Source organism: Lutibacter sp., assembly GCF_041596795.1.
Classification (GTDB): domain Bacteria; phylum Bacteroidota; class Bacteroidia; order Flavobacteriales; family Flavobacteriaceae; genus Lutibacter.
Genome location: NZ_JBFHHX010000237.1, coordinates 1 through 3,028 on the forward strand (window position 1 = coordinate 1; position 3,028 = coordinate 3,028).

Annotated in this window: 1 protein-coding gene and 2 pseudogenes; 1 reads left to right on the top strand and 2 read right to left on the bottom strand. The window is 25.3% G+C overall.

Annotation, left to right across the window (positions count from 1 at the left end; translation table 11 throughout):
• A pseudogene (locus ABY298_RS15735) lies at positions 1 to 199 on the top strand (DUF58 domain-containing protein); the annotation flags it as partial.
• Between the two features lie 33 nt (positions 200 to 232).
• Here the strand turns inward: ABY298_RS15735 and ABY298_RS15740 are convergent.
• Together ABY298_RS15740 and ABY298_RS15745 are read right to left on the bottom strand one after the other, a co-directional pair.
• Entirely contained in the window at positions 233 to 2,584 is a 2,352-nt protein-coding gene (locus ABY298_RS15740; RefSeq protein ID WP_372746998.1) for a tetratricopeptide repeat protein, read from the bottom strand.
• 137 nt (positions 2,585 to 2,721) lie between these two features.
• Positions 2,722 to 3,028, bottom strand: a pseudogene (locus ABY298_RS15745) (ROK family protein); the annotation flags it as partial.

Genomic DNA, 3,028 nt, shown 5'->3' on the forward strand with positions numbered 1-3,028 from the left:
TAATTTAATTAATGAAGATGCAGAAGATTTACAAACCATTTATCATAAAACCATTGCCGAAAAATTTGCCTACGAAAAACGCTTAATTGTAAAAGAATTAGAAAGCAAAGGAATTTACGGTATACTTACAAAACCACAACACTTAACCGTGAATGTGATTAATAAATACTTAGAGTTTAAGGCAAAAGGATTTATTTAAGTGTTTATTGAAATTGGCTTTTTAGCAATTGTTTTATTCTTTTAATTTTTTTAAATTTTTTAGTACTTCATCATCTGAACCGTAAGTTAATGCGTTTTCATATGATTCTATTGCTTTTATTTTTTCATTATTTAACATATAAAGTCCTCCTAAATTCTTATATGTATTAAACAAATCTGGAGATTTTGAAGTTAAGCATTGTTCAAAGTAATAAATTGCTTTTGAAACATTTTTATCAGATTGATAGGCTATAAATCCTAAATACATATTAACCATGTATATATTTTTGTCTTCATTTGTAATTTCAGAAAAAATATACTTAGCCTTTTTATAATCATTAGTAAAAAAATAGCTTGTTCCTAATTTTTCTAAAAATTTTGGATGTTTTTTAATACCTCCAAACTTAGTATAATCAGATTTTATACTGGATAAGATTTTTATTACTTCAGGATAATTCTTGTTTTCAAAATTAGCATAACCAATATTTATTAATTTATTAAAATTCCTCTCTTCTGAAGAAATTAAAGTGTCATATTTTTCTAATTGAGTAACCTTCTCAATATTACCAGTTCTTGAATATAATAGAAATAAATTCTTTTTAATTACTGTATCCTGTCCATGCTCTAATGCTTTTTCAAAATATTCTATAGATTTTATATAATCATTTAGTTCAATATAAATATTACCTAGATTTTTATAAACATCTAATAAATTTGGGTTTTCAGCATTTAAAGCTTTCGTATAATAATTAATTGCTTCTGAATACTTTTTTTTGTTTGAATTTATGACTCCTAAATTGATAAGTGGTTTATATAATTTAGGATATTTAGCTCCAATTAAAAATATTTTTTCTGCATTTACTGTATCTCCAATTTTAAGGTAACATTCCCCTAATCTAGACAAATTATTTTTCAATTCTTTTTTATATCCAGTAATATTATATGCTTTTTGGTAGTGTTTAGCTGCTAAGCGATATAAGGAATCAGCTTTTTTTAAATATATGTTAGATGTATCTTTAGATCTGCTTATTTGATCTGCGAAAAAATTACAATTCTCAGCATACTTCATATTTGAACGCCAGCTATTTATGGAGTTTTCTATATCAGCAGAAGTTAATGTTAAATTGTTCTCCCATACAGCAGTTCTTGAGTAACTTTTGCTAAAATAGGCAATTGCTATTAGTAAAATAAAGCCAAATGTTAAAGTTTGGGGTTTTACAATTTTAACTTTGGTACTTAAAAAATATATTGAATATACAATAAGAATACAAAATCCTAATGAAGGAATAAAAAGAAATCTTTCAGCTAAATTAGAACCAATAGTTATTGAAGGGGTAAGATTTGCGAAAATTGAAAAAGTTACTAGATAAAACAATATTCCAAATGATAAAATACTTTTTTTTCTAAACTCTTTTAAAGCAATATAAAAAAGTGAACTAAAAAAGACTAAGCTGAAAATTACAGACGTGTTTTTGAATGATTTTAAAACGATATGACTAAATGAATAATCCCAAGAGAGTGGATGTGGAAATAAAAGTAGTTTAATATATGTTATATAAACAAATAGGTTAGTAGCAATTCTTTGTTCTCCATGTGCAGTATATAAAACATTATTTAAAATTGATTGTAATCCTGGTGTTGGTGAATCAAGAATTATAAATCTTAACATTAAATAAATGCAACCACTTATTATAAAAGGTAAAGTATGTTTAATAGATTTTGTAATAGTTTGAGCTAGGAAAAAATACGCAATCAAAAATACAACAGCTATAATGGTTAAACTTTCTTCTTTTGAAAGCAAGCTTAATAAGAACAACAGAAAAATAATAAAATAATGGTAAATTTTTAATTTTTGATAATTTAAAACCCAATAGTAAATTGCTGAAAATGAAAATACAGAGGAAAGTAAAATATCCCTACTTTTAACACTGGCCACTACTTCTGTATGTATTGGATGAAAAGCATATAAAGCCAATATGAATAAAGCAATATAACTTGGAAGATTTTTAGGTAGGATTTTTAGAAGTAAGAATCCAATTAATAATAGCGTAATAAAATAAAGAAATATGTTGAAAATATGTCCGTTTGATGCGTTGAATTCATTAAAAATCGATTTTTCAATACTAAAAGATAACAATGTTACAGGCCTATATATTCCTTCATTTAAAGAGTTTTCTTCATAAAAATATAAGCTTCCATATTTAAAAATATCACTAATACTGTTTACACCTTCTTTTGTTGCACTATTTTTAATAGCATAAATTTCATCATCAAGTGAATATTGAAAATTATAGGTTTGAAAATAAATAGAAGCCCCCAAAAAGGAAATTAAAATAATTAATAATTTACTTTTCTCTTTTAAAATTTGCGCAAAAATAAGTTTCATAGATTTTTTAAATAGCTTAAAGTTGATTTTATGCATAAATAATTTAGAAAGTAAAGGAATCTACGGTATTCTTACAAAACCAGAACACTTAACTGTAAATGTAATTAATAAATACCTAAAGTTTAAGGTAAAAGGGTTTATATAGCAGCCAAAGCAGCACCAATAATTCCTGCATCATTCTCAGCTTTTGCAGGAACAATTTCTGTATCTATATTTATTTGAGCTTCAAATTTGCTAAACTTTTTACTAGAGCCACCTCCAATAATTATTAAATCGGGAGACAATAATAAGTTAATGTGTTTGAAGTATTTGTGTAAGCGTTTTCCCCATTGTTTTCTGCTTAAATTTTCTTCAATTCTTACAGAATCTGCAGCATATTTTTCAAAAATACTACCGCTTTTATGAAGCACATGTCCAAATTCAGTATTTGGTAAAAGTTTTCCA

Excerpts from the sequence above, each read along its gene's own strand:
- ABY298_RS15740 (WP_372746998.1), bottom strand. The coding sequence starts at position 2,584 with ATGAAACTTATTTTTGCGCAAATTTTAAAAGAGAAAAGTAAATTATTA.